This window comes from Duganella violaceipulchra, from assembly GCF_019166075.1.
Taxonomy (GTDB): Bacteria; Pseudomonadota; Gammaproteobacteria; order Burkholderiales; family Burkholderiaceae_D; genus Rugamonas; species Rugamonas violaceipulchra.
Map to the genome: position 1 here is coordinate 548,261 of NZ_JAHTGR010000003.1, position 26,060 is coordinate 574,320.

The 26,060-nt window shown below is 68.5% G+C and carries 20 protein-coding genes and 1 pseudogene; 14 read left to right on the forward strand and 7 right to left on the reverse strand.

What is annotated here, in order from left to right:
* Positions 1-9 precede the first annotated feature (9 nt).
* Both pdxR and KVP70_RS08415 read left to right on the forward strand, forming a co-directional pair.
* Positions 10-1,509, forward strand: a complete 1,500-nt coding sequence (pdxR, locus tag KVP70_RS08410; RefSeq protein ID WP_217941666.1) for a MocR-like pyridoxine biosynthesis transcription factor PdxR — start codon at positions 10-12, stop codon at positions 1,507-1,509.
* Positions 1,510-1,601: 92 nt separating this feature from the next.
* Positions 1,602-2,162 (forward strand): hypothetical protein, encoded by a 561-nt coding sequence (locus tag KVP70_RS08415; RefSeq protein ID WP_217941667.1) that lies wholly within the window; start codon positions 1,602-1,604, stop codon positions 2,160-2,162.
* Between the two features lie 12 nt (positions 2,163-2,174).
* On the opposite strand, the gene KVP70_RS08420 is transcribed toward KVP70_RS08415, so the two are convergent.
* The 3 genes from KVP70_RS08420 to KVP70_RS08430 form a co-directional block, all read right to left on the reverse strand.
* Positions 2,175-2,387 carry a DUF2783 domain-containing protein gene (locus KVP70_RS08420; RefSeq protein ID WP_217941668.1) on the reverse strand — a complete coding sequence of 71 codons (213 nt, stop codon included), beginning with the start codon at positions 2,385-2,387 and terminating at the stop codon, positions 2,175-2,177.
* A gap of 8 nt (positions 2,388-2,395) precedes the next feature.
* The gene (locus KVP70_RS08425) at positions 2,396-3,385 is read right to left on the reverse strand and encodes an SLAC1 anion channel family protein (protein ID WP_217941669.1); all 990 of its coding nucleotides are present in this window, start codon (positions 3,383-3,385) and stop codon (positions 2,396-2,398) included.
* 98 nt (positions 3,386-3,483) lie between these two features.
* Positions 3,484-4,458 (reverse strand): GlxA family transcriptional regulator, encoded by a 975-nt coding sequence (locus KVP70_RS08430; protein ID WP_262311724.1) that lies wholly within the window; start codon positions 4,456-4,458, stop codon positions 3,484-3,486.
* Positions 4,459-4,668: 210 nt separating this feature from the next.
* On the opposite strand from KVP70_RS08430, the gene KVP70_RS08435 reads away from it, so the two are divergent.
* Positions 4,669-6,720, forward strand: a complete 2,052-nt coding sequence (locus KVP70_RS08435) for a sensor histidine kinase (RefSeq protein WP_217941670.1) — start codon at positions 4,669-4,671, stop codon at positions 6,718-6,720.
* A gap of 20 nt (positions 6,721-6,740) precedes the next feature.
* Positions 6,741-7,475, forward strand: a complete 735-nt coding sequence (locus KVP70_RS08440) for a substrate-binding periplasmic protein (RefSeq protein WP_217941671.1) — start codon at positions 6,741-6,743, stop codon at positions 7,473-7,475.
* A 6-nt stretch (positions 7,476-7,481) separates the two neighbouring features.
* Here the strand turns inward: KVP70_RS08440 and KVP70_RS08445 are convergent, their stop codons facing one another.
* Positions 7,482-8,072 carry a hypothetical protein gene (locus tag KVP70_RS08445; protein WP_217941672.1) on the reverse strand — a complete coding sequence of 197 codons (591 nt, stop codon included), beginning with the start codon at positions 8,070-8,072 and terminating at the stop codon, positions 7,482-7,484.
* 59 nt (positions 8,073-8,131) lie between these two features.
* On the opposite strand from KVP70_RS08445, the gene KVP70_RS08450 reads away from it, so the two are divergent.
* The 5 genes from KVP70_RS08450 to KVP70_RS08470 all read left to right on the forward strand — a co-directional run bounded on the left by KVP70_RS08450 (position 8,132) and on the right by KVP70_RS08470 (position 14,834).
* A complete protein-coding gene (locus KVP70_RS08450) occupies positions 8,132-8,476 on the forward strand; it encodes a hypothetical protein (RefSeq protein ID WP_217941673.1) in 345 nt (114 codons plus the stop codon).
* Between the two features lie 78 nt (positions 8,477-8,554).
* A complete protein-coding gene (locus KVP70_RS08455) occupies positions 8,555-9,784 on the forward strand; it encodes a TolC family protein (RefSeq protein WP_217941674.1) in 1,230 nt (409 codons plus the stop codon).
* On the forward strand, positions 9,777-10,973 hold the full coding sequence (locus KVP70_RS08460) for an efflux RND transporter periplasmic adaptor subunit (protein ID WP_217941675.1): 1,197 nt from the start codon (positions 9,777-9,779) through the stop codon (positions 10,971-10,973). The genes KVP70_RS08455 and KVP70_RS08460 overlap by 8 nt, the downstream gene beginning before the upstream one ends.
* A 13-nt stretch (positions 10,974-10,986) precedes the next feature.
* Positions 10,987-14,115 (forward strand): CusA/CzcA family heavy metal efflux RND transporter, encoded by a 3,129-nt coding sequence (locus KVP70_RS08465; RefSeq protein WP_217941676.1) that lies wholly within the window; start codon positions 10,987-10,989, stop codon positions 14,113-14,115.
* 275 nt (positions 14,116-14,390) lie between these two features.
* On the forward strand, positions 14,391-14,834 hold the full coding sequence (locus KVP70_RS08470; protein ID WP_217941677.1) for a hypothetical protein: 444 nt from the start codon (positions 14,391-14,393) through the stop codon (positions 14,832-14,834).
* 63 nt (positions 14,835-14,897) lie between these two features.
* Here the strand turns inward: KVP70_RS08470 and acpA are convergent, their stop codons facing one another.
* Positions 14,898-17,024 carry an acid phosphatase gene (acpA, locus tag KVP70_RS08475; protein WP_217941678.1) on the reverse strand — a complete coding sequence of 709 codons (2,127 nt, stop codon included), beginning with the start codon at positions 17,022-17,024 and terminating at the stop codon, positions 14,898-14,900.
* A 138-nt stretch (positions 17,025-17,162) separates the two neighbouring features.
* On the opposite strand from acpA, the gene KVP70_RS08480 reads away from it, so the two are divergent.
* Complete coding sequence (locus KVP70_RS08480) at positions 17,163-18,437, forward strand: cytochrome-c peroxidase (protein ID WP_217941679.1); 1,275 nt, start codon at positions 17,163-17,165, stop codon at positions 18,435-18,437.
* Positions 18,438-18,542: 105 nt separating this feature from the next.
* On the forward strand, positions 18,543-21,206 hold the full coding sequence (locus KVP70_RS08485) for a polysaccharide deacetylase family protein (protein ID WP_217941680.1): 2,664 nt from the start codon (positions 18,543-18,545) through the stop codon (positions 21,204-21,206).
* Between the two features lie 92 nt (positions 21,207-21,298).
* Here the strand turns inward: KVP70_RS08485 and KVP70_RS08490 are convergent, their stop codons facing one another.
* Positions 21,299-21,901, reverse strand: a complete 603-nt coding sequence (locus KVP70_RS08490; protein ID WP_217941681.1) for a DJ-1/PfpI family protein — start codon at positions 21,899-21,901, stop codon at positions 21,299-21,301.
* Positions 21,902-21,982: 81 nt separating this feature from the next.
* Between KVP70_RS08490 and KVP70_RS08495 the strand changes: the two genes are divergently transcribed.
* Together KVP70_RS08495 and KVP70_RS08500 are read left to right on the forward strand one after the other, a co-directional pair.
* Positions 21,983-22,963, forward strand: coding sequence for a GlxA family transcriptional regulator (locus tag KVP70_RS08495; protein WP_217941682.1), 981 nt, complete (start codon positions 21,983-21,985; stop codon positions 22,961-22,963).
* A gap of 25 nt (positions 22,964-22,988) precedes the next feature.
* A complete protein-coding gene (locus KVP70_RS08500; protein WP_217941683.1) occupies positions 22,989-23,381 on the forward strand; it encodes a hypothetical protein in 393 nt (130 codons plus the stop codon).
* A gap of 21 nt (positions 23,382-23,402) precedes the next feature.
* On the opposite strand, the gene KVP70_RS08505 is transcribed toward KVP70_RS08500, so the two are convergent.
* The gene (locus KVP70_RS08505; protein WP_217941684.1) at positions 23,403-24,167 is read right to left on the reverse strand and encodes a class I SAM-dependent methyltransferase; all 765 of its coding nucleotides are present in this window, start codon (positions 24,165-24,167) and stop codon (positions 23,403-23,405) included.
* A gap of 581 nt (positions 24,168-24,748) precedes the next feature.
* Between KVP70_RS08505 and KVP70_RS08510 the strand changes: the two are divergent.
* Positions 24,749-26,060 (forward strand): annotated as a pseudogene (locus KVP70_RS08510) (heme utilization protein); the annotation flags it as partial.

Sequence of the window (26,060 nt, forward strand, 5' to 3'; positions counted from 1 at the left end):
GACGACGCAATGGATCCCTTGTTTGAAATCCTGCTCGACCTTGAGACGGCTGGCGTCGGCGCGACATCGAAAACGCTGTATCGACAGCTCGAGGCCGCCATTCTGGACGGCCGCCTGGTGGCCGGCGCCCAATTGCCGCCGACGCGCGGGGCGCGCGCCATCTTCCGCGTGTCGCGCAACACCGTGCTCGATGTCTATGACCAGCTGCTGCACCAAGGCCTGGTCGTGGCGCGGCGCGGCGCCGGCACCTTTGTCGCCGAGCGCGGCGCCGCGCTCCAGCCCAGGGAGAAGAAAACCCCGGCCGGCGCGCCCGATCCGCGCCTCAATCCGGTCTGGTTGAGCCCTGGCGTCCAGCACGCGATGGGGTTTTGGCGGGACCCGCCGTCCGCCTCGGGCGCGCCGGCCGACGCCGGGCTGGTCGACTTCCGGCCGGCGCTGGTGGACACCCGGCTGTTTCCGCACGAGGTGTTCCGCCGCATCAGCGCCCGGCAATTGCGCGGGCTCGAGAGAAAGCCGGCCGTGCTGAAAAGCGCCCAGGGCAACCAGGGAAACTACCGGCTGCGCGAGGCCATCGTCGGCCATATCGGCCGCACCCGCGCCGTGGTCAGCGGGCCTGACAGCGTGCTCGTCACCTCCGGGGCGCAGCAGGCGTTCGACCTGCTGGCCAGGACGCTGGTGATCCCGAACCACACCGTGGTCGCCATCGAAGATCCCGGCTATCCGCCGCTGCGCGCCGCGTTCGCCGCGGCGGGCGCCAGGCTGGTTCCGGTCGGCGTCGACGAGGAAGGGCTGCGGGTGGACGACATCGCCGCCGACGCGACCGTGATCTGCGTGACCCCGTCCCACCAGTTTCCGCTGGGCGCGGCCATGTCGATGCGCCGCCGCGCCGCGCTGCTGACGTGGGCCCGCCAGCGCGGCGCCGTCATCATCGAAGACGACTACGACGGCGAATTCCGTTACGGCGGCAGTCCGATGGCGGCACTGCGTAGCGCCGATGCGGCCGATACCGTGTTCTATGTCGGCACGTTTTCGAAGTGCATGCTGCCGGCGCTGCGGCTGGGTTTCATCGTCGCGCCGGACTGGGCCATGCCGACCCTGACGGCGGCGAAGAACTGTCTCGACTGGCATTGCTCGACGCCGCTTCAGCTGGCCGTCGCCGGCTTCATCGTCGAAGGACACCTGGCCCACCATGTGCGCAAGCTGCGCGAGGTCTATAAAAAGCGGCGACGCCTGTTGCTCGATCTATTGCGTGAAGACTTCGCAGCGTGGTTCGACCCCATCCCCTCGTTTTACGGCATGCACGTCGCCGTCCATGCCCGCGTTCCGCTCGATCTCGAACGGGTGACGCAGGCGCTGCTGGCGGACCACGTCAAGCTGCATACCCTGGACCGATATTATTGCGGCTCACCCGCGCGGGCCGGCCTGGTGTTTGGCTATGGCGCGGTCGACCTGCCCGAGATACGCCGCGGGATGGCCTTGTTGCGACGCGCCTTGCTCAAGCTCGCCTGAGCAATTGGCCCAGTCATTTTTTGATCAAGTGGCACTTCCCGCCGCCATGCGCCGCTTCTATAGTGGGCCATCTAAACGACGCGGAGACCAGCATGAAACCGACGCAACTGATGCAACTGGGACGGGTGTGGGCGCTGACCGGCGTGCTGGCCGTGCTGGCCGCGCCGGCGCAGGCGCAAGCCAGGCGCGACGGCGCCCATGATTTCGATTTCGCCCGCGGCGCCTGGCATACCCACATTACCCGCGTGCTCAACCCGTTCGATGGTGGCGACAAGACCGAAACCTCCGACGGCACCAAGACGGCGACGCCCTTGTGGGGCGGCAGCGGCTGGATCGAGGAACTCGATGTCCACGGACCCGAAGGCAACTGGAAGGGCGCCACGCTGTTCCTCTACAACCAGAAATCGGGCCAATGGAGCCAGTCCTACATCGACCGCGAGGACGCCGAGGTGAACGGGCCTGAAATCGGCGAGTTCAAGGACGGCCGCGGCGAATTCTACGCCACGGTGAAACGCGGCGGGCGGACGCTGCTCGCGCGCGGGGTCTGGTCGGACATCAGCGCCGATGCGCACCGCTATGAAATTTCCTATTCGCGCGACGGCGGCCGCAGCTGGGCCGCCGTGTTCAAGGCTTATCTGACCCGGCTGAAATAGGCGCCGCGCCAGTCAATCGCTCAAGGACTCGACCGTGACCCGCGCCAGCGCGAACGCCTGGCGCAACACCGCCAGCTCGCCGATGTGGCTGGACAGCAGCAGGACCAGCTGATCGTTCAGCATTTTGCTCTGGTTGTCGTCCAGGCCCTGGTGGGAATCGGTGAGCATGGCGTAAAAATCGTCGTAGTCGACCAGGTTCTGGCCCAGTTTCTTTGGCAGGTGCATAGGCGCTCCTAGGCCGTCAGCAGGCGGCCGGCGGCCAGGCCCCACAGCGTGCGCGCGGCCAGCACCAGCACCGCGGCTGTCAGCAGCAACAGCAGCAGCGCGGCGACCCCGTGCAGCACGACGCCGCCCACCGCGTTGGCGTAGGTCAGCGCGGCGTTGGACAGCGCCGCCATCGGGAAGCCGATCGCCCACCACGCCGGCGAGAACGGCGCCGGCTTCACGGCCAGGCGATAGCCGATGATCCCGAACAGGAACAGCGCGAAATAAAACAGCAGCGCGGCAAACATGTCGACCCGGTGCACCAAGTTGACGTAGGCGATGAAGCCGACCGCGAACGGCGCCATCAGGATCATCTTGGACGGCCGCATGGTCGCGGCCAGCGGCTCCTGGTGCACCAGCCGCGAGAAGATCAGCACGAAGAACACCAGCGCGCTGACGCCGCCGATGGCGGCCGCCAGCAGGTTCACCTCGTGCGTCCAGTCCGCCGTCAGCGCGCCGCCCGTGACCACGATGTCGAGGCTGCCGACGCCGGCGATCAGCCAGGCCGGCACCACGCTGGTGGGCGCGGCGTTGCCGTTGAGCAGACGGGAAATCATCAGCGCGCTCAGCGCCAGCGTGACGACCGTGCCGACGCTCCACACCACCAGCTGGGCGGCGGCGCTGTAGCCGCCGATCACGCTCGACAGCAGCAGCACGCTGATGCCGACGGTGCCGAAGAAGCTGCCGAGCACCGGGTGCGAGAATTCGTGGCGCACCAGCTCGGGATGCCTGAGCAGCTTGCCCAGGTAGGACAGCGCCAGCACCACGAACAGCGCCAGCGCGGCGACGCCGATCGCGTTCGACACCGCGAGGTCGGCGCCATAGGTCTTGCTGGCCAGGCGCCAGGCCAGCGCCAGGCCGGCCACGCTCATGACCGAGCCGAACAGGCTGACCGGCAGGTAGCGTAGCGAGGGCGTGGCCCGCGCGGCGGCGGGGCGTAATTGTGCGGTTTCCATCATGACTCCCGTGGGGTTTTTTGCGTGAAGCCATTCTGCCCCGGCGCCGCCCGCCCGGGGACGGGCTGACCCCAAAGGCGTGCCGGATGTCCCCAAATCGCCTAAGCGGCCCGTCCGTGGTCGTCCGCGCGGAAGCGCTCGCGGTACCGCTTGGGCGTGGTGGCCAGCTGGCGCGCGAAGATCATGCGCATCTGGGTGGCGCTGCTGAAGCCGCAGCGGAAGGCCACCGTCTTCAGCGGCACGTCGGTCTCCTCCAGCAGCTTGCGGGCGAAGTCGATGCGCACCTGGTCGACGAACACCGACGGCGTCACCCGCGCATGCTTGGCGAAGGCGCGCGAAAAGGTGCGGCGCGAGACGCCCACCGCGTCGGCGATCTCCTCGATGGTCAGGGCGTCGCCGATGTGGTCGGTCACATGCTTGAGCACCCTGGCCACCAGCGAGTCCTCGTCCGGGCCGACCGCCAGGTAGGGGCTGTACTGCGACTGGCCGCCGTCGCGGCGGATGTAGACGATCAGGCGCTTGGCCACCTTCATCGCCAGTTCGTGGCCCCAGTCCTCGGCGATCAGCGCCAGGCACAGATCGATGCCGGCGGCCACGCCGCCGCAGGTGAACAGGTTGCCGTCGCGTACGAAGATCTTGTCGGGCCGCACCTGGGCGCCGGGGAACTGGTCGGACAGCCGCTGCGCGTGGTCCCAGTGGGTGGTGACTTCGCGGCCGGCCAGCAGGCCGGCGTGGCCCAGCAGGAACACGCCGTTGCACACCGCGCCATAGCGGCGGGCGCCGCGCGCGCGCCGCCGCAGCCAGTCGACCAGGGCCGGCTCCGGCCGGTATTCCGGGAAGCGCGGGCCGCCGGCCACCAGCAGCATGTCGCTGTCGGCGTGGTGGTTCAGGTAGTCGCTGTGGACCTTGAACTCGATGCCGCTGGAGCAGACCACGCTGTCCGGACGGCCGCCGACCAGCGTGATGGCATAGTGCCGCTCCTTGGGCAGCAAGTTGTTCGCCTCGGCAAACACGTCCAGCGGACCGGCCACGTCCAGCGCCTGCACGCCATCCAATACCACCAGGGTTAGTTTCACCGCATCCCGCCTTTTGCCGTCGCCATGTCGGCCTATGATAAGCGAAACGGCGATCAGGCCGGCGGGCGGCGTCAACAAGTTAATTGTATTAATAATATGCAAATACCATTTCATCCACGTTTATACAACAGCCGGCCGCGCGGCGGTTCAGCTGAAAGCGACTTCGTGTAATACTGGACCGACACGTGAGTTCGTTACGGGGGCAGTGCCATGTCCGCATCTGAAACACCATCCTATGCCGCGACCGCCAGCACAGCGGCCGAGGCGGAGCCGCTGCTGCACGCGCTGCGCGCCTGCCTGATGGCGCAAGAGATGCCGGACCACGCCCCCACCCTGCGACAACTGGCCGCCAGCCGCCTGAACGGCTCGCAGGCGCTGGAGCTGGCCGCGTTCGAGCTGCTGGCGCGGGCCGCCGACGCCGCCGTCGACGCCGACACGCTGCTGCTGCCGGCCAGGAATCTGCAGCTGCAGGCGCAAACCGAACAACATCCGCTGGCCCAGGCCGCCGCGCTGCGGGCGCTGCACTGGGTGCAGGTGCGCCTGCGCCTGCACCACGCGGCGCTCGACAGCCTGGCCAGGGCGGCCGAGCTGTACGCGCGCTGCGCGCTGCCGCGCCTGGCCACGCAGATGCGCGCCAGCCGCTGCCGCGTGATGCTGGGCGCCGAGATGCATGTGGAACTGCTGCAATTTTGCGCCGCCATGCTGGCCGAGCCGGGCGAGCTGACGCCGGCCATCCACGTCATGCTGCTCGACAGCGCGGCCTCGGGCGCCTACTACCTGGCGCTGGAGCAGCCCGACGACGCCGCCGCCGCGCCGCTGTGGCGCGACTGCCTGGCGCGGCGCGAGCTGGTGCTGCGCCGCACCCGCGAGTTCGGCCTGGACGCGCAGGAATGCCTGGCGCTGCTCAACCTGGCCGTGGTCAGCGCCAGCTGCGAGCAGGCCGGCGCCAGCCGCGACTACATGGCCCAGCTGTGCGCCAAGTTCGGCCGCGACGGCTACTGGAGCCCGTGGCTGCGCCTGTGCGTCCTGCTGGCCGACTGCGCCGACGGCGCGCGCGAGCGCGCCTGGCCGGCGCTGCTGGCCTACGACGCCGGCCTGGACGACGAGACCCCGCAGGGCACGCGCCTGCGCGAGATCACGCTGTGCGCGATCCGCCGCTACGGCCGCCGCTGGGGGCGGCTGGACGCGGCGCTGCGGGCCACCATCGCCCAGGTGGGGCTGGAGCGGCGCCACAAGCGCGCGCTGGCGACCTCGCTGGGCGAGACCCTGAGCGCGGTGATGGAGCGGCCGCAGCTGCTGCACCAGAACGCCCTGCTGGCGCAGCACGGCACGGTGCTGGAGAACTCGCTGGTGCAGCGCAACCAGGAGCTGGGCGAGGCGCTCGAGACGCTGCGGCGCGAGGTGGCGGTGCGCCAGCAGGCCGAGGCGGCGCTGCAAAGCGCGCACGACCGGCTGGAACAGCAGGTGCGCGAGCGCACGGACGAGCTGGCGCACGCGATGCGCGCGCTGATGCAGCAGGAAAAACAGCTGGGCATGTCGCGCATGGTGGTCGGCATGGCGCACGAGCTCAACACGCCGCTGGGCAACGCGCGGGTGGCGGCCAGCGCCATCACGGCCCAGGCCGAGCACTTGCGGCGCGGGCTGGACGCCGGCGCGCTGCGCCGCAGCGAGGTGGCCGGCCTGCTCGACAGCGTCACCCACGGCGGCGCGCTGGTCGACCGCGCGCTGGCGCAGATCAGCCGCCTGGTCGAGCGCTTCAAGGGCTTGTCCGGCCAGCCGACCCAGGAGCCGGCCAGCCGTTTCGACCTGGCCGAGCGGCTGCGCTTTTGCGCCGACGCCTGGGCCCACGGCCTGCAGGCGCGCGCCGTCACGCTGACCCTGAAGCTGCCGGACCAGCTGTGGCTGCACGGCTATCCCGGCGCCTGCCAGCAGGTATTCCAACATCTGCTGGACAACTGCCTGCTGCACGCCTTCGGCCGCCGCGCCGGCGGCGCCATCGTGGTCGAGGCGCGCGCCGCCGCCGACGCCATCGTCATCGACTGGAGCGACGATGGCGTCGGCATCGCCCCCGAGCACCTGGCGCAGGTGTTCGAACCGTTCTACACCACCCAGCTGGGCCTGACCGGCGCCGGGCTCGGCCTGGCCAGCGTGCACAGCATGGTCGTCAGTCTGATGCGCGGCCAGGTCATGCTGGCCAGCACGCTCCAGCGCGGCACGCGGGTGTCGCTGCGCCTGCCTTACGGCGACGGGAGCGCGTCATGATGCGGGCCGGGGCGGGCGCCATGTTGCGCGTCGTACTGCTGGGTGTGCTGCTGGGCGCGCTGGCGCCGGCGCGCGCCGCGCCGCCCGGGCCGGTGCGGCTGGTGGCGGCCGACCTGCCGCCGTATGCGATCGCGGCCGGCGGCGACAGTCCCGGTTCGATGGTGGAGGTGGCCCAGGAGCTGGCGCGCCGGCTGGGCGCGCCGGCCACGGTGGAGTTCTACCCGTGGCAGCGGGCGCTGGCGCTGACCGGCGTGCTGCCGCGCACGGCGGTGCTGCCGCTGACCCGCACGCCCGAGCGCGAGCCGCACTACCGCTGGCTGGTGCGGCTGCGCCAGCAGCACTTCGTGTTTGTGGCGCGCCACGGCAGCGTCGACCTGCGCGACCTGGCGGGACTGGCGCGGCGGCCGGTGGTGGTGCTGCGCGGCTCGCCGCACAAGCGCACCCTGCAGGAGATGAACTTCAGCACGGTCGCCGAGTGCGCCAGCGTCAGGGAATGCATGCGCATGGTCGGCAAGGGCGTGGCCGACGCCACCTACGGCGGCGAGGACATCCACCGCTATGCCGCCAACGCCGACGGCAACCGCGAGGCCGACTTCGACTTCAGCGCCATCGTCCGCAGCGGCGACGTCTGGCTGGGCGGCTCGCTCGACTTCAGCGAGGACGAGGCGCGCAAATGGCGCGCCGCCCACGAGGCGCTGCGCGCCGACGGCACCCTGGCGCGCATCCAGCGCAAATACGGGCTGGCCGGCAACTGAGGCGGTTTATTTCGGCTTGGCGCGGCGCGCCTGGATTTCCTTGATCAGCTTGAGCTCCTTGTCGCCGGCCTTGTCGAGCAGCGCCGCGTGCTTCTTGCCCAGCTCGGCCAGGGCGGCCACCTCCGGCGGCAGCGGCGTGTCCGGGTGCAGCCGGTAGGCGAGCCAGCCGGTCAGCAGGCACAGCGCCAGGGTGCCGGCCATGTAGGCGGCCAGCCACAGGCCGGTCTGGCCGCGCGCCCGGTGCAGCGCGCCGCAGACCTGCGCCGCTTCGCGGCTGGCGGCCTGCATCTGGCCGATCAGCCCGGCCACGGCGGCGTCGGCCGCCTCGGTGGCGGCGCGCGCCGCCTCGCGCCCGGTGGCCTCGAGCTGGACGGCGGCCTGGGTTTCGATCCGCACCGCCTCGGCGATGCGGGCGTCGATCTGGTTGAGGCTGATATGCGCCATGCGCACCAGCTTGTCGCAGCCGGCGATCTGCCTGGACAGGGTTTGCAGGTCGACGTGGAAGCGGTCGACCAGCGCGCCGTGGGCGTCGACCTTGTCGTTGAGCGTGTTGAAGAAATCGCCTTGCGATGTCGCTGGCTGCTCGTCTGGATTCATGCGCTGCGCCTATTCGATGACCTGGAAGCCTTATTGTAAATTCAAGCTACAATGGCGGCGTGAAAAAGTTTCTGCTCATCCTGCTGCTGACCATCCTGCCCCTCCAGTACGCCTGGTCGATGGCTGCCGTCTATTGCCAGCACGAGCCGGCCAAGGTCACGCATTTCGGCCACCATGGCCATCAACACCAGGCGCAGTCCGACGACGGCGCCGACAAAAACAAGCCGGTCAAGGTCCACAGCGACTGCAAGGTATGCCAGCACGCGGTGCAGGCCTCGGTGCCGGTCGGCGCCGCGCCGGCGCTGGTCGCCACCGTGGGCGGCCACGCGCCGCCTCTGCCGGCACTCTATCTGTCCCACATCTCCGACGGGCCCGCGCGGCCCAATTGGCTGCTCGTCGCCTAGCGCGACGAGGCCCTCGCCCCCCTTTTTTTTGACGCGAAAGTCTCGTCGAATTCTTTTTCCTATCGTCTGGAGAATTCGATGCACAAGTATCTGTTGCCGCTCGTCGTAGCGGCATGGCCTGCCTATGCGCAGGCCGAAATCGAGCCGTCCGCGCCGCTCACGCTGCAGGCCGCGCTCACGCTGGCCGGCGGCGCCAATGGGGAACTGGCCGCCGCCCGCCATGAACTGGGCGCGGTGGAAGGCGCCGTGCGGCAGGCCGGCCTGCTGCCCAATCCCACGCTGTCGGTCGAGCGCCTCGACACCCGCAGGGACACGCGCGAAACCACCTTTCAACTGAGCCAGCCGCTGGAGCTGGGCGGCAAGCGCGCCGCCCGCGTGCAGGCGGCCGAGCGTGGCCGCGACAGCGCCGCCGCCGAACTGGCGCTGCGCCGGGCCGAGATCCGCGCCGCCGTGATCGACGGCTGGTTCGCCGTGCTGGCCGCGCAGGAGCATGTGCGCCTGGCGCAGCAGGCGGCCGAGCTGGCGCAGCGCGCGGCCGGCGCCACCGCGCGCCGCGTGGTGGCGGGCAAGGTGTCGCCGGTGGAGCAGACCCGCGCCCGCGTGGCCGCGTCGTCGGTGCAGCTGGACCTGATCCGCGCCCGCGGCCTGCTGGCCGGCGCGCGCCAGCGGCTGGCCACGCTGTGGGGCAACCCGGCGCCACGCTTCGAGCGGGTCGACGGCGCCATCGCGACGCTGTCGCAACTGCCGGAACTGGCCCCGGCCGGGGCCATGCGCGGCCGCCTGCAACGGGCGCCGGCGCTGGCGCTGGCCCGCTCGGAGCTGGCGCGGCGCCAGGCCCTGGCGCAGGTCGAGCTCGGCAAGCGCACGCCGGACCTGACGCTCAACGTCGGCGGCAAGCGCTCGCAGGAGCTGGGGCGCACGCAGGCGGTGTTCGGCATCTCGCTGCCGCTGCCGCTGTTCGACCGCAACCAGGGCAGCGTGCTGGAGTCGGCGCGTCGCGTCGACAAGGCGCGCGACGAGCTGGCCGCCACCGCGCTGCGGCTGAAGGCCGAGCTGGCGCAGGCGCGCGAGGAATTCGACGTCGCCCGCCAGCAGGCGCAAGCCCTGCGCGGCGACATCCTGCCCGGCGCGCAAAGCGCCTACGACGCCGCCAGCACCGGCTTCGAATACGGCAAGTTCGGCTTCCTCGACGTGCTCGACGCGCAGCGCACCTTGCTACAGGCACAAAACCAATATCTGAACGCCCTGGCGGACGCGCACCGCGCGCTGGCCGTCATCGGCCGCATCCTCGGAGAAGAACATGAATAAAACGCAGAAAATCACCATCGCCGTCATGGCGTTCATCGGACTGTTGTTGGCCGCCCTGATGCTGATGCCCAGGCGCGGCGCTTCGCCGGTGGCCGTGGCCGCTCAGGCGGGGCCGGAACGCGGCGAACAGCACGAAGTGGAGCCGGAAAAGATCGCGCTCGACGACACCCAGGCCAAGGCCGCCGGCGTGACGCTGGCCGTGGCGGCGCCGGCCCGGATCAGCGTCGCCATCACGCTGCCGGGCGAGATCCGCTTCAACGAGGACCGCACCGCGCACGTCGTGCCCAAGCTGGCCGGCGTGGTCACCAGCGTGCGCGCGGAGCTGGGGCAGAACGTCAAACAGGGACAGGTGCTGGCGGTGATCGCCAGCAGCGGCCTGTCCGAACAGCGCAGCGAGCTGCTGTCGGCGCAGCGGCGGCTGGCGCTGGCCGGTACCACCTTCGAACGCGAACGCCGCCTGTGGCAGGACAAGATCTCCGCCGAGCAGGACTACCTGCAAGCGCAGCAGGCGCTGAGCGAAGCCGAGATCGCGGTGCGCAACGCGCGCCAGAAACTCAATGCCATCGGCGCCGGCGCAGCGGTGGGAACGACGGCGGGCGCGGACCTGAACCGGCTGGAACTGCGGGCGCCGTTCGACGGCGTGGTGATGGAGAAGCATCTGGCGCTGGGCGAGGCGGTCAAGGAGGATGCCGCCGTGTTCACGATTTCCGATTTGTCCGGCGTGTGGGCGGAAATCGCCGTGCCGCCCAAGGACCTGGCGCTGGTGCGCGTGGGCGAGACGGTGGTGGTCAAGGCCTCCGCCTTCGACGCCCAGGCCAGCGGCAAGATCACCTACGTCGGCTCGCTGCTGGGCGAGCAGACCCGCACCGCCAAGGCCCGCGTGGCGCTGGCCAATCCCGACCGCGCCTGGCGCCCCGGCCTGTTCGTCAGCGTCGACGTGCCGTCGGGACTGGCCTCGGATGCCGCCGTCACCGTGGTGGCGGACGCGATCCAGACGGTGGAAGACAAGCCGGTGGTGTTCGTCAAGGTGGCGGGCGGCTTCCGCGCGCAGCCGGTGGTGCCCGGCCGCAGCGACGGCAAGCTGACCGAGATCCTCCAGGGCCTGTCGGCCGGCGCGCGGTACGCGGCGGTGGGCAGCTTCGTGCTCAAGGCGGAGCTGGGCAAAGACAGCGCCGAGCACGCGCACTGATACGGGAGACACCATGTTTGAACGCATCATCCAATTCGCCATCGCGCAGCGCTGGCTGGTCCTGCTGGCGGTGGCCGGCATGGCCGCACTCGGCGTCTACAACTACCAGCAGCTGCCGATCGACGCCGTGCCCGACATCACCAACGTGCAGGTGCAGATCAACACCTCCGCGCCCGGCTACTCGCCGCTGGAGACCGAGCAGCGCGTGACCTTCCCGATCGAGACCCTGATGTCCGGCCTGCCGAAACTTGAGCAGACACGTTCCCTGTCGCGCTACGGGCTGTCGCAGATCACCGTCATCTTCAAGGACGGCACCGACATCTTCTTTGCGCGGCAGATGGTCAGCGAGCGCATACAGGAGGCGCGCGCGCAGCTGCCGGCCGGCGTCACGCCGGCCATGGGCCCGGTATCGACGGGCCTGGGCGAAATCTACCTGTGGACGGTGGAGACCAAACCGGGCGCGAAGAAGGCCGACGGCACGCCCTACACGCCGACCGACCTGCGCGAGATCCAGGACTGGATCATCAAGCCGCAGCTGCGCAACGTGCCCGGTGTGACGGAGATCAATTCCATCGGCGGCTACGCCAAGCAATACCAGGTGGCGCCCGATCCGCAGCGGCTGGCCTCCTACGGCCTGACCCTGCAGGACGTGGTGACGGCGCTGGACCGCAACAACGGCAACGCCAGCGCCGGCTACATCGAGCAGCGCGGCGAGCAGCTGCTGGTGCGCGCGCCGGGGCAGGTGCGCTCGCTCGACGACATCCGCAACATCATCCTCAGCAACGTCGACGGCGTGCCGGTGCGGGTGCGCGACGTCGCGCAGGTCGATGTCGGCCGTGAGCTGCGCACCGGCGCCGCCACCGAGAACGGCCGCGAGGTGGTGCTGGGCACCGTCTTCATGCTGATCGGGCAGAATAGCCGCGCGGTGTCGCAGGCGGTCGACCGCAAGATGGCCGACATCAACCGCAGCCTGCCGGCCGGCGTGCGGGCGGTCACCGTGTACGACCGCACCACGCTGGTGGACAAGGCGATCAACACCGTGAAGAAGAATTTGCTGGAAGGCGCGGTGCTGGTGATCGTGGTGCTGTTCCTGTTCCTCGGGAATATCCGCGCGGCCGTGATCACGGCGCTGGTGATCCCGCTGGCGATGCTGTTCACCTTTACCGGCATGGTGAGCTACCAGGTCAGCGCCAACCTGCTCAGCCTCGGCGCGCTGGACTTCGGCATCATCGTCGACGGCGCGGTGGTCATCGTCGAGAACTGCGTGCGGCGCCTGGCGCACGCGCAGGCGCGCCACGGCCGCGTGCTCACGCGCGCGGAGCGCCACGCGGAAGTGTTTGCCGCCGCGCGCGAGGCCCGCAGGCCGCTGCTGTTCGGACAGCTGATCATCATGGTGGTCTACCTGCCGATCTTCGCGCTGACCGGCGTGGAAGGGCGCATGTTCCATCCGATGGCGCTGACGGTGGTGATGGCGCTGGTGGGCGCGATGCTGTTGTCGATCACCTTCATCCCCGCCGCCGTGGCGCTGTTCATCGGCGACAGCGTGGTCGAGCAGGAGCAGCGCCGCATCACCGGCTGGTACGCGGCGCTGCTGGCGCGCGTGCTGGTCAACACGCCGGTGGTGCTGACGTTCGCCGGCATCGCGGTGGCGCTGTCGGTGCTGCTGGCCACGCGCATGGGCAGCGAGTTCGTGCCCAGCCTGAACGAGGGCGACATCGCGATCCAGGCGCTGCGCATCCCCGGCACCAGCCTGACGCAGTCGGTGGCGATGCAGCAGCAGGTGGAGCTGGCGCTCAAGCGGCAGTTCCCCGAGATCGAACGCATCTTCGCGCGCACCGGCACGGCGGAAATCGCCTCCGATCCGATGCCGCCCAACGTCTCGGACGGCTACATCATGCTCAAGCCGGAGTCGCAGTGGCCGGCGCCGCGGAAGTCGCACGCGGAGCTGGTGGCGGCGATCCAGCAGGCGGCCGAGCGCCTGCCGGGCAACGCCTTCGAGTTCTCGCAGCCTATCCAGCTGCGCTTCAACGAGCTGATATCGGGCGTGCGCAGCGATGTCGCGGTCAAGCTGTTCGGCGACGACATGGCGGTGCTGGGCGAGACCGCCGCGCGCATCGCCGCCACGCTGGGCAAGGTGGACGGCGCGACCGAGGTCAAGATCGAGCAGACCAGCGGCCTGCCGGTGCTGACGGTGGAAATCGACCGTGGCAAGACCGCGCGCTACGGCCTGAATGTGGGCGACGTGCAGGAGACCATCGCCACCGCCATCGGCGGCAAGCAGGCGGGCACGATGTTCGAGGGCGACCGCCGCTTCGATATCGTGGTGCGGCTGCCGGATGCGTTGCGCAGCGACCTGGATGTGATGCGGCGCCTGCCGGTGCCGCTGCCGCGCGCCGGTGGCAGCGGCGCGGCCAACTTCATTCCGCTGGGCGAGGTGGCGACCTTCGCCATCGCGCCGGGGCCGAACCAGATCAGCCGCGAGGACGGCAAGCGGCGGGTGGTCATCAGCGCCAATGTGCGCGGGCGCGATATCGGTTCGTTTGTCGCGGAGGCGGAAGAGCGTCTGCAACAGGTGCAGATCCCGGCCGGCTACTGGACCAGCTGGGGTGGACAGTTCGAGCAGCTGCAATCGGCGTCGCGGCGCTTGCAGATCGTGGTGCCGGTGGCACTGCTGCTGGTGATCGTGCTGCTGTTCGCGATGTTCGGCAATCTGAAGGACGGGCTGCTGGTGTTCAGTGGCATACCGTTCGCGCTGACCGGCGGCATCGCGGCGCTGGCCCTGCGCGGCATACCGCTATCGATATCGGCGGCGGTGGGCTTCATCGCGCTGTCCGGCGTGGCGGTGCTCAATGGGCTGGTGCTGATCTCCTTCATCCGCAGCCTGCGCGAGGAAGGGCGCACGCTGGAGCAGGCGATCCGCGAAGGTTCGCTGGGCCGCTTGCGCCCCGTGCTGATGACGGCCCTGGTGGCGTCGCTGGGCTTCATCCCGATGGCGATCGCCACCGGCACCGGCGCCGAAGTCCAGCGCCCGCTGGCGACGGTGGTCATCGGCGGCATCCTGTCGTCCACCGCGCTGACCTTGCTGGTGCTGCCGCTGTTGTACCGGCTGGCGTATCGGCGCGGGCAGTCGACAACGGCCTGATACTTGGAGAGCTCCGCAGCCGACTCCGCGCACTCATGCCATCGCTATACAGGGTGAGGTTTTTTTTCGGGGCTCTAAAAACTCTAAAAGCTCTAATTCGATAGAGATTGAACTAATTCGCTAGAAACGGTCTAAAAAATAGGCGCGGATTAGAAAAAATAGAGAAATTAGAGTCCGCCGCGCTTTGTTTTAGAGTTTTTGGCGCCGAGATTAGAAAAATTAGAGCGAACTCTATTGAATTAGACTGATTAGAGCTTTTAGAGCCGGAGAAAAACATGTCCCTCCCTATCCCCTTCCACATCCCGACCGACGTGCTTCACCGGCTGATAGACCGCACGGACGAAGGCTGGTTCGGCCCGAAGACCGAAGCCTTGGTGTGCCGGCTCATCCGCGAATGGATGGCGGCCGGGGCGCCAGCCGCATCGGCCACGCTTGAACGCGACACCACGCCCAAGGCCTTGCCTGACGCCAGCAAAGGCTATCAATGGAAGCAGCTGTTCCTGCCAAACGGCACCGAACTGCGTGCCAGCTTCGGCGGCAAGAGCAGCTACGCCAAAGTGGAGGGCGAAGTCATCCTCTGCGACGGCGCGCCGACCACCCCATCGCGGCTGGCCAACGCCAGCGGCTGCGGCACACGCAATGCATGGCGGGCGGTCTGGCTGCGCTTTCCCGGCGACCGCGCATGGAAGCTCGCCGCCGCCTGCCGCGCCGACGAATAGAGACGGTCTTGTGCTCGATGGCGATATCGTGGTCGCGGCAGGCGACGCTGCTGACAACGGCGCCTACTCTTGCGGCGTCAGCGCCAGCGCGGAGCTGAAGTCGCCCATCGGCTTGGCGCCGTTGGCGGCCAGCGCCTTGTCGCGGGTGCTCAGGCCATCGAGCAGCGGCAGGTTGAAGCGGCGGGTGATGGCGCGCAGGATCGAGGCCGAGTCATACTGGGTGTGGTCCACGCCCTTCTTCACGTATGGCGAGACGATGATGGCCGGCACGCGCGTGCCCGGACCCCACTTGTCGCCCTTGGGCGGGCTGGCGTGGTCGTAGAAGCCGCCGTTCTCGTCGTAGGTGACGATGACCAGCATGTTCTTCCACTGCGGGCTCTTTTTCAGCTTGGCGATGACGTCGGCGATGTGGGCGTCGCCGTCGGCCACGCTGGCGTAGCCGGGGTGCTGGTTCAGGTTGCCCTGCGGCTTGTAGAAGGCCACCGGCGGCAAGCTGCCGTTGGCGACGTCGGCCACGAACTGGCTGTCGTAGTCCTTCAGGTGGGCCGCGCGATAGGCCGGGTTCTTCACCGGGTCCATGTTGGCGTAGTAGTTGAACGGCTGGTGGTGGAACTGGAAGTTGGGCGGATTGGTGATCGCGCCGCGGGCCGCGCCGGTGGTGGCGGCGGTGGTGTCCTTCCAGGCGCCGGCGTACCAGGCCCAGTCGATGTTCTTGCCGCTCAGCAGATCGCCGATGTTCTTCTGCGTCTGCGGCGGCAAGGTGTTGGCCTTGCCGGCGTCGGCGTACAGATGGGTGCCGTCGTCGGCCGCGAAACTGTTGCTGCTCGGCTGGTACGGCGGCTGCATGGTGTTGACCGCGTAGAACATGCCGCTGGCGTCGGCCGGCGTGAGGGCGCCGTCGTTGGCGTAGGCCGGCGCGCCGTTGAGCGCGCTGGCCGGCGCGCTGGCCGACGGCGTCAGGCGCACGAAGTTGCCCTTGGCGTCGACGTCGATCTTGGCGATCGACCCCTTGGCCACCGAGGTGTCGGCGTTCGGATATTGCGGCGCGCAGGCGCAGATCAGGTACTGGTGGGTCAGGAAGGAACCGCCGAAGGCGCCGATGTACAGGTTGTCGGCCAGCGCGTACTGCTTGGCGATGTCCCACAGCTTCATCTTGCTGCCGTCGTAGTAGCCCATGCTCAGGCCGCCGGCGTCGGAATAGGCCGCGAACTTGTCGTTGGCGCCGCCGTTGATCTGCATCTGGTTGTTGTAGAAGCGGTGCACCAGGTCGCGCGTGATGACGGACTGGTTCAGGTACAGCGGGCTGTTGACGTCGTCGATCTGGAACGGCTTGTTGGCCATGCCCACCGTCTGCGCCTGCGTGATCACCACGCTCTGGCCGGCGGCCGTCATGCCGCCCCAGGTCGGCGGCAGCGTCGGCAGGGTGCTGTTGTCGACGTCCTTCTGCGGCACGTAGGCGCTGGTCGAGCTCGGGTTCACGCCCGGCACGCCGTTGGCGCCGGGGAACAGGCCGTACATATTGTCGAAGCCGCGGTTTTCCGCGTAGATGACGACGATGTTCTTGATGTTGTTGAGCGCCAGGCCGGCGCTGAGCGCGGCGGCGACGTCGGCCGGCGCGGCTGCCGCGCTGGCGGCGGCGATGACGTCGGTCACGCTGGCGTTCTCGGCCTTCAACCTGGCCTGGTCGTCGCCGCTCACCTTGTTGAGGTCGGCGAGCAGATTGGCTTCGGCCACGCCCAGCTTGGCGGCCAGCCTGGCGCTGGCGGCGGCGAAGTCGCCGCCGTTGGCGTCCATCAGCGTGACCAGTTCGGTGGTGATGGCGCTGACCACGCCGGTGTGGCCGTTCGGCGCGCGCAGCAGCAGTTTCTGGCTGACCTTGACGCCGGCGTCGCCGACGGCGTCGTGGCGGATGGCGTCGGTGCCGACCGTGACCAGCAGCGCGCCCTTGTCGGTGCCGGTGATGGTGTAGCTGCCGTCGGCGCCGGTGCGCACGGTCGACGAGCCGTTGTCGCAGCTCAGCTTGACGGTGGCGCTTTCCAGGCAGACCACGGCGTTTTCATAGTAGCTGCCGACCACCTGGCCCTTGAGCGTGGGCACATTGTCGGAAGAGCTGCCGCAGGCGATCAGGCCGGCGCCCAGGCCGATCGACATCAGCATCAGGGGCAGCGGGCGCATCGGGTTCAGTTTCATCTTCTTGCCTTGTAGGGTGGGTATCAAAGCGCTTCATGCTAGGTTTGAAATATTTCAGGGTGATGAAATTTCATGTTTCGCTTTGTATCCTTTCCTATCTGTCATGTCGGTGTCATGTCACGCTGCTAGGCTTGCGGCATGAAAAGGATTTATGTTGCCCTCGCCGCCGCGCTGCTGCTCGCCTGCCAGAAATCGCCGACCCTACCCGCCGCCGCCACCGCCGCCGCCGCCAGCGCCCCTGCCGCCTACGCGCCGCTGCCGCACCAGCCCAGCGTGGCGGTGCTGACGGCGCTGGGGCGCGCCATGTTCAGCGAGCCGAGCCTGTCGGCGTCCGGGCGCCAGAGCTGCGCCAGCTGCCACAACCCCGGCAACGCCTACGGCCCGGCCAATCGGCTGGCGGTGCAACTGGGCGGCGGCGACGGCGCCACGCCCGGCACGCGCGCCGCGCCGTCGCTGAAGTACCTGCAGACGGTGCCGCCGTTCAGCGAGCACTATCACGACGACGACGGCGACGACAGCGTCGACGCCGGCCCGACCGGCGGCTACGACTGGGACGGCCGCGCGCGCTCGGCGCACGAGCAGGCGCGCGGACCGCTGCTGTCGCCGCGCGAGATGGGCAACCGGGACGACGCGGCGGTGGTGGCCAGGCTGCGCGCCGGCCCGCTGGCGCCGCGGTTCCGGCAAGCCTTCGGCGACGACATCTTCGACCATCCGGACGCTGCCATGCGTGGCGCGCTGATGGCGCTGGAAGTGTTCCAGCAGAGCCCGGCCGATTTCTATCCCTACACCAGCAAGTACGACGCCTACCTGCGCAAGCAGGCCAGGCTGACGCCGCGGGAAGCGCGCGGCCTGGCGCTGTTCAACGACGCGGCCAAGGGCAATTGCGCGTCCTGCCACATCAGCAAAATCGCGCAGGGCGGGGCCTTCCCGCAGTTCACCGACTACGGCCTGATCAATCTGGGCGTGCCGCGCAACGGCAAGCTGGCGGTGAACGCCGACCCGAACTATTTCGACCTCGGCCTGTGCGGCCCGGAGCGCACCGACCTGAGCGGGCAGCGCGACTACTGCGGCCGTTTCCGCACGCCGTCGCTGCGCAACGTCGCGCTGCGCCGGGTCTACTTCCACAACGGCCGCTTCGACAGCCTGGAGCAGGTGCTGCGCTTCTACGTGCAGCGCGACACGGCGCCGCAGAAATGGTATCCGCGCAAGGCCGACGGCAGCGTCCATAAATTTGACGACCAGCCGGCCGGGCTGGACGCCAACGTCAACCTGGAGGCGCCGTTCGGCGGCCGGCCCGGTGGCCGGCCCGCGCTGAACGACCAGGAAATCGCCGACGTGGTGGCCTTCCTGCACACGCTGACCGACGGCTACCCCGGGGTGAAGTCTGACATTCGGACAGGAGCTCGGCCGTAGCGCCAGGCAAGCGCCGAGGCCGTGTCCGAATGTCAGACTTGACCCCGATGTAAAATTGGCAAATGTGTCATAGAATGCGGGATTCGCTTTTTATAGACTTCGCACATGAAATACATCAAGCAGTTGGGCATCGCGGCCGTGGTGGTGGCCGTCGCCGGCGCGGGCGCCTACGTGGCGCTGCGCGGCAAGCGGCCGGCCGCCGCGCCCGCCGCCGCCCCGGCGCTCGCCGGCGCCACGCCGCAGCTGATGCCGGAACTGCGCGACATGCTGGCGGCCTACCGCAAGATCATCGTGCTGCTGGCCGACGAGAAGACCCTGTCCGAATCGGACCGCAAGGCCGCCGGCCAAGTCGGGCAGTCGCTGTTCCACGAGAACCTGGAGCGGCTGGCCAAGGTGCAGGCCATGCTGGCGCAGACCCAGGCGCTGCCGCCGTCGCTGCGCGACGCCGCCGACGATGCGCTGCTGTCGTATATCGAATCGGCCAGCGACCTGTTCGACGCCGACCGCCTGGCCTTCCGCGAAGTGCTGCTGGCGCTGCAAAAGCTGGCCGCCGCCGACCAGACCCTGCCCGCGATCAAGCTGCACAAGCGCGTCAGCGAAGACATGGCGGCGCTGGAGGATATCGAGAAGCAGTACGACAAGGAGATCAACGACATCTTCTCGCGCTTCGACACGCGCGCCATCACGCCCAGGCGCGAGCGCTGGGACGACTATGTGAGCCACCTGCGCAAGCTGTACGCGCGCGAGCAGATCATGAAGGACTACGGCGTCATCGTGCCGTATCCGGAGCCGCCCAAGTCGGCCGAGCAGGAGGTGCAGGCCAGGGAAATCTTCGGCAACGCGCTGCCGCCCAAGACCGTGGTGCTGACCTTCGACGACGGCCCGCACAAGAGCTACACCGAGGAAGTGGCGGCCATCCTCAAGCAGTACAACGTGCCGGGCGTGTTCTTCCAGGTCGGCCAGAACCTGGGCAAGCTCGATGCGCAGGGCAAGCAAACCCTGAACAGCAACGCCGCCGAGAGCCGGCGCCTGATCGACGCCGGCCACACCGTGGGCAACCACAGCTTCAGCCACGCGCTGCTGTCGAAGGAAAAGGGCGAGCAGCTGTATGGCGAGATCGCCAACGCCGACCTGCTGCTCAAGGCCACCGACGCGCGCCGCTCGGACCTGTTCCGCTTCCCCTACGGCGCCCACAACGCCGAGGGCCTGGCCATCCTGTCCAAGCTGGGCCTGCGCTCGGTGATGTGGAATATCGATTCGCTGGACTGGGCCGATCCGGTGCCGAGCTCGATCGCCAACCGCGTGCTGACCACCCTGAGCAAGGAGCAGCGCGGCATCGTCCTGTTCCACGATATCCACGAGCGCAGCGTCAAGGCGCTGCCGATGGTGCTGGATAAATTGATCGCCGACGGCTACAGCTTCGCGGCCTGGGACGGCCATGAATTCAAGGTGGCCAAGGGCGGCAAGCCGGAGCCGGAGAAGATCGCCGTCAGCACCGGCTACGCCAACAGCTATGCGGTGGTGATCGGCATCAACGACTACCAGAAATGGCCCAAGCTGCAGTACGCGGTGCAGGACGCCAGAGCGATCCGCGACACGCTGGTCAACCGCTTCGGCTTCGCCGGCGAGCGAGTGTTCACGCTGGCCAACGGCGAGGCCACGCGCAACAACATCCTGGCGCTGTTCCACGACAAGCTGGCCGACGCCCAGTTGAAGAAGGACGACCGCATCTTCGTGTTCTTCGCCGGCCACGGCGCCACGCGCCAGCTCAGTTCCGGGCGCAACCTGGGCTACATCATCCCGGTCGATTCGGACCCGCAGCAGGTCAGCTTCGACGCCATCCCGATGACGGACCTGCAGAACATCGCCGAAAGCCTGAACGCCAAGCACGTGCTGTTCGTCATGGACGCCTGCTACAGCGGCCTGGGCCTGACGCGCGGCGGCGGCAACAGCGCCTTCCTGCGCGACAACGCGCGCCGCCTGGGGCGGCAGATGCTGACCGCCGGCGGCGCCGACCAGATGGTGGCCGACGGCGGCCCGAACGGCCACTCGGTGTTCACCTGGACCCTGCTGCAGGCGCTCAACGGCAAGGCCGACCTCAACGGCGACGGCCTGATCACCGCCACCGAGCTGGCGGCCTATGTGGCGCCGGCGGTGGCCAGCGTGTCGCAGCAGACGCCGGCCTTCGGCAGCCTGCCGGGATCGGAGGGCGGCGAGTTCGTGTTCCAGCTGCCGGTGGAGGCGGAGTTCCTCAGCGCGCAGTCGGCGCAGCTGTCGCCGGACGCGATCGCGCTCAACAGCAAGCTCGACAAGGGCCGCGACCTCAAGGCCGACGGCGACACGGTGCTGGTCAAGAACCTGCAGGGCGAGGAGCAGAAGATCGCCGCGCCCAAGCCGGTGGACGCGTCGAGCCGCCAGCTGGCGCAGCGCGCCAACGACCGCGGCCTGCAGCTGTACAAGGAGAAGCAGTACGCGCAGGCGGAGGCGGCGTTCACCGAGGCCTTGAAGTACCGACCCGATTTCGGGCTGGCGGCCAACAACCTGGGCTTCGTCTACTACAAGCAGGAGAAGTACGCGGAGGCGGCGCGCTGGTTCGAGAACACCCTGCAGATCGACACCTCGCGCGCCATCGCCTACCTGAACCTGGGCGACGCCCGCCTGCACCTGGGCGACGGCGACAAGGCCAAGCAGGCCTACACCAGCTTCCTGGAGCTGGCGCCCAACCACGCCAACGCCGGCTACGCGAAAGAGCAGCTGAAAAAATTGTAAGCTTGGGGTCAAGTCTGACATTCGGACACGAGCTCTACCGTAACCGGGGGTTACGGTAGAGCTCGTGTCCGAATGTCAGACTTGACCCCCGTTCAGGCTTCGTTCCAGTCGTATTCCATTTGTAGCGCGGTGCGCGCGGCCAGTTCGTGGCCGGCTAGCCGCGCCACCAGGTGCAGCGACATGTCCATGCCGGCCGAGATGCCGCCGCTGGTGACGATGCGGCCATTGTCGATCCAGCGCCGCTCGCCCGCCACCGTCAGGCGCGGGAAGGCGGCGCGCAGCTCGGCGAGGTCTTCCCAGTGGGTGGTCACTTGCTGGCCGTCGAGCAGCCCGGCCTGCGCCAGCAGGAAGGCGCCGGTGCACACCGACGCCACCAGCTCGCAGGCGGGCGCGGTGGCGGCGATCCAGCGTATCACTTCCTGCTTGTCCCGCTCGGCGTCGACCACGCCGCCCGGCACGATCAATACGTCGATCTGGCCGGCGTTGCCGAAGTCCGCCTCGGGGAACACGCTCAGGCCGGCGCGCGCGCGCAACATGGCGCTGCGCTGGCCGATGGTGCGCACGCGGAACGGCGCTTGCGCGCCCGGCGCCAGCTTGGCGGCCATCCGCGTGGCGCAGGTGAATACTTCGTACGGTCCGGCGAAGTCGAGCACTTCAACGTCGTCGAATACATAGATGCCGATGGTGCGTGTCATGGTGGCTCCCGTGAGTAGAAGCGTCCATCATGCCCCGGTGGCGGTTGACACAAATGACATTCATGGTTGAATATCTGCCACATGAAACCCATCGACATCTGGCTGCTCGTGTATCCCGGCTTCGTGCTGCTGGACGCCACCGGCCCGGCGCAAGTGTTCTCCAGCGCGAACGACGAGGCGCGCGACGCCGGCCTGCCCGAACCCTACCGCATCCGCATGATCGCGCCCGGCGGCGGCTTGGTGGCGTCCAGCGCCGGCGTCGGCGTGATGACCGCGCCGCTGCCCCGCTCCGCGCGCGGCCTGGCCGGATCGACGCTGATCGTGGCCGGCGGCCGCGGCCTCGAACGGGGCGACAGCGCGGCGCTGGCGCCTGCCACGGTGCGCTGGGTGCAGCGCGCCGCCGGCGCGGTGCGGCGCTGTTGCTCGGTCTGCAGCGGCGCCTTCGTGCTGGCGCAGGCCGGCCTGCTCGATGGCCGCAGCGCCGTCACGCACTGGATGGACGCCGCCCAGCTGCGGGCGCAGTACCCGCAGGTGCTGGTGCTGGACGACGCGATCTACGTCAAGGACGGCCCTTGCTACACGTCGGCCGGCATCGCGGCGGGCATGGATCTGGCGCTGAGCCTGGTCGAGGAAGACCAGGGCCGCGGCGCCGCGCTCGATACGGCCAAGCGGCTGGTGGTGTTCTTCAAGCGCCCCGGCGGCCAGCGCCAGTTCAGCTCCGAGCTGCTGGCGCAGGCCGATCCGCAAGGCTTGCACGGCCAGCTGACCGACTGGTTGCGCCCGCGCCTGCAGCGCCAGATCGACGTCGAGCAGATGGCGGCGGCGTTCGCGCTGTCGGTGCGCACGCTGCACCGCCGGCTGCAGCAGGAGGCGGCGATCTCGCCGGCGCAGTTGCTGCTGCGGCTGCGCATGGAGGCGGCCTGCGGCCTGCTGGAGCGGCCCGGCATGAGCGTCAAGCGCGCCGCCAGCCAGAGCGGTTTCGGCAGCGAGTACAATCTGCGGCGCGCGTTTGCCGCCCAGCTGGGCGTGGCGCCCAGCGACTACCAGGCGCGTTTTGGCTGAACCCCGATCACCGGATGGACCACAGATGATGCAGGAATTCGAGAAGTGGGTGGCGCGGGTGCTGCTGCTCAATAGCGCGCTGGCGCTGGGCGTGAGCCTGGGCCTGCTGGGCGAGCCGCAGTCGGCCGAGGCGCTGCCGCTGCTGTACGGCGCGGCCATGCTGGGCTTCCTGTCGGCCGTGCTGTCGCTCAAGCGCTGGAAGGCCGGCCTGTGGGGCGGGGCGCTGTATTACGCGCTGCAACTGGTGAGCGTCTATCCGTTCGCCGGCGGCTGGCAGTTCGCGGTCAAGGCCGGCGTCAGCGTCGGCCTGGTGATGCGCTTCGCCGGCGGCGTGGTGGTGGTCAATCTGGTGGCGCTGGCGCTGCTGGCGGCCACCGCCGCCGTGCTGGCCTGGCGCTGCCGCGCGCCCCAGGCCTGAGCGCGCGGCAGCCGTTGCCGGTCAGGGCTTGCGGAAGCGCAGGATGAACTGGTCGGTGTGGGCGCGGATGCCGGTCTCGAACACCTGGGCGCTGCGGTCGTCCTTGGGATTGCGCAGCGCCTGCGATTCGGCGTCGAGCACGAAGCCGGCCGCCAGCACCTCCTGCTTGACCAGCGCCTCGTCGATGCGGTGCAGCTTGGCCATGCCGGCCTCGTCGAGCCCCGGCTGGGCCGCGTGGTCCAGCACGATGTAGTAGCCGCCCGGCTTGAGCGCGGCGTACACCGCCTTGTTCAGCTCGGCCGTGCCGGCGGCGCCGTTCCAGATGCGGATGTCGTGGTAATTCTGCGAGGTCCACACCACGTCGGCCTTGGCCGGCACGTTGAGCGAGGCGGCGCCGACCACTTCATGCACGTTGCCGCGGCCCGGCTCGGCCGACACCGGCGGCGGCAGCGGCTTGCCCTTCAGACGGTCCAGCCACACCTGCGGCGCGACCGCGTACACCGCACCCTGCGGGCCGACCGCCGTGCTGAACAGGCGGGTGAAGTAGCCGCGGCCGGCGAAATAGTCGACCACCACCTGGCCCGGCTGGATCTTGGCGAAGGCCAGCATGTCGGCCGGCTTGCGGTCGGCGTCGCGCGCCTTGTCGGCGTCCGGGCGGGTGGCGTCGGCCACGGCGGCGGCGGCCAGCGGCGCCTGGCCGGCGGCGCTGGCCGGCCCGTCGGCCAAGGCCAGGGCGCTGCCCAGGCAAAGCAAGCCAAGGGCTAGGTTTTTAGGCAACAGTTTCATTTTGGAAGTCTCCGTAAGTGGGGGGGGGAACCGGCTGCTTTCCCGCCTTGGCTGTGCAGGCGGCATCCGGATTATGCACCGGATAGGTCAAATTGGCGCCGCTTCACCCCGCTGTTCGGTCATCTGCTTGTCATACGGCAAGGGCAATATGTCCGCATGGATATATTTTTCGCACGTGGTTGACAATAAAGACATTATATTTTCCACGTGGAATTATTTCAGCGGTAACTTTTTTAATAAATAAACATTCCTCTTCAGCAGGTTGCGGGAGAGCGACAGCGGTGGAAATAAATTCTTTTGGGAAATTTACTCGGATATAATCGACCCTTGGATTGCCATCGGAAGGTCTGTTGGTCCGGTTCCGGCGGGAGCGGCCCGAAACTTTGTGGCCAAAAGAAAAGTTTACTTAATGAAAGTCCAAATTCAGTCGTTATATGCAGTACGGAGCAGTTTTTTTCCGGCAGCATCTAAAAAATTTTGTTAAAAAAGTAACAAATCCACTAGGGCTCGAGCGTCAGACACAAGCTGATCGCTCGAGTTGCTTTCTGAGCAGATAGAGAAGTACCTCCAGGAGAATTAGCATGAGTTTCGCGACCAGTTTTACCACTGAGCAGATTGCCAGTTTCAGCACGGCCCAGATCATCACACTGGCAACTGCCGATATTGCGGCGTTCAATTCAGATCAGTTGGCCGCATTCACGACTATGCAGATCCCGGCCTTCACTACAGCTCAGGTGGCAGGGGGCCTGACCTCCACCCAGATCGCCTTCCTGACGACCCAGCAAGCCAACGCGCTGACCTCGAGTCAGGTCGGCGTGCTGCAAACGGCGGCCATCGCCGCGATGACCACCAACGACGTCGCCGCGCTGGCCACGGCCGCGGTCGGCGGCCTCACGGCCGGCCAGGTCAAAGCGCTGACGACCAGCCAAGTGGTCGCCCTGACCAGCAACCAGGCCGGGCAACTGAGCTCGACCCAGGTCGCCGCGCTGAGCACCAACGCCATCGCGGCGCTGGAAACGGCCGACCTGGCCGCGATCAAGACCGCCTCCATCGCCGTGCTGGACAGCGCCCAAGTGGTTGCGCTGACCACGGCGCAAGTCAATACGATGGGCACCGCCGCCGTAGCGGCGCTGAGCACCGCCGGCATCGCCGCGCTGAGCAGCGACCAGGCTGTCGCCCTGACGTCGAACGAAATCGCCGCCCTGAGCACCTCGCAAGTGGCCGCGCTGTCGAGCAAAGCCGTCGGCGCGCTCGAGACCGCCGACCTCGCCGGCCTGAGCACCAATGATATTGCCGCCCTGCGTACGTCGCAGCTGGCGGGCCTGGCCACGGCGCAAGTGGCCGCGCTGTCGACCAACCAGATCAGTGCGTTGGGCACCGCCGCCATCGCCGGCCTGAGCACCGACCAAGTGGTCGCGCTGACCACCGCCCAGGCAAGCTCGCTGAGCACCGCGCAAGCGGCCGCGCTGAGCACCAAGGCCGTCGCCGCACTGGAAACCGCCGATTTCGCCGCCCTGTCGACCAACGCCATTGCCGCGCTGAGCGTCGCGCAGGTCAAGGCGCTGAGCACCAATGATGTGGTCGCCCTGAGCACCGCCGCCGCCGCCGCGCTGAGCACCGCGCAAGTGGCCGCGCTGTCGACCGATGCCATCGCCGCGCTGGAAACGGCCGACCTGTCTGCCATCAAGACGGCCGCTGTCGCCGCGCTGAGCTCGGCCCAGGTCGCCGCGCTGACCACCGTCCAGGTCAACAACCTGGCCACCGCTTCGCTGGCCGCGCTGAGCACCGCCGGCATCGCCGCGCTGACCACCAACCAGGTCGTCGCGCTGACCTCGGCCCAGCTGAGCAGCCTGGCTTCGGCCCAGGTTGCCGCGCTGAGCAGCAACGCCATCG